This window comes from Paraburkholderia solisilvae (assembly GCF_902859875.1).
GTDB classification, from domain to species: domain Bacteria; phylum Pseudomonadota; class Gammaproteobacteria; order Burkholderiales; family Burkholderiaceae; genus Paraburkholderia; species Paraburkholderia solisilvae.
The window spans coordinates 1-608 of record NZ_CADIKF010000141.1; the positions used below are offsets into that span (position 1 = coordinate 1).

Sequence of the window (608 nt, forward strand, 5' to 3'; positions counted from 1 at the left end):
TTCATCCAGCAGATCATCAACGGACTGGTGCTTGGTAGCGTCTACGCGATCATCGCACTGGGCTACACGATGGTGTACGGCATTCTGGGCATCATCAACTTCGCGCACGGCGACGTGCTGATGGTCGGCGCAATGGTCGCGTTGTCGGCGATCGGCGTGCTGCAGAATCACTTTCCGGGCCTCGGCAACGTGCCGACGCTGTGCATCGCGCTGGTGATCGCCGCGTGCGTGTGCGCGGTGGTCGGCTACACGATCGAGCGCGTCGCGTACCGGCCGCTGCGCCGCGCGCCGCGTCTGGCGCCGCTGATCACCGCAATCGGCGTGTCGATCCTGCTGCAGACGCTTGCGATGATCATCTGGGGCCGCAACCCGCTCGCGTTTCCGCAACTGCTGCCCACCGACCCGATCAACGTGATCAGGGCGACCGACACGAACCCCGGCGCGGTGATCTCGATGACCGAAATCGTCATCATCGTGGTCGCGTTCCTCGTGATGGGCGGCCTGCTGCTGCTGGTTCACAAGACCAAACTCGGCCGCGCGATGCGCGCGATCGCCGAGAACCCGAATACGGCGAGCCTGATGGGCGTGAGCCCGAACTTCGTGATTTC

1 protein-coding gene is annotated in these 608 nt (G+C 64.3%); it reads left to right on the top strand.

Features of this window, described 5'->3' with window-relative positions; all coding sequences use genetic code 11:
* The coding region (locus tag HV675_RS32175) for a branched-chain amino acid ABC transporter permease (protein WP_246270683.1) at window positions 1-608 on the top strand (608 nt) is incomplete at both ends.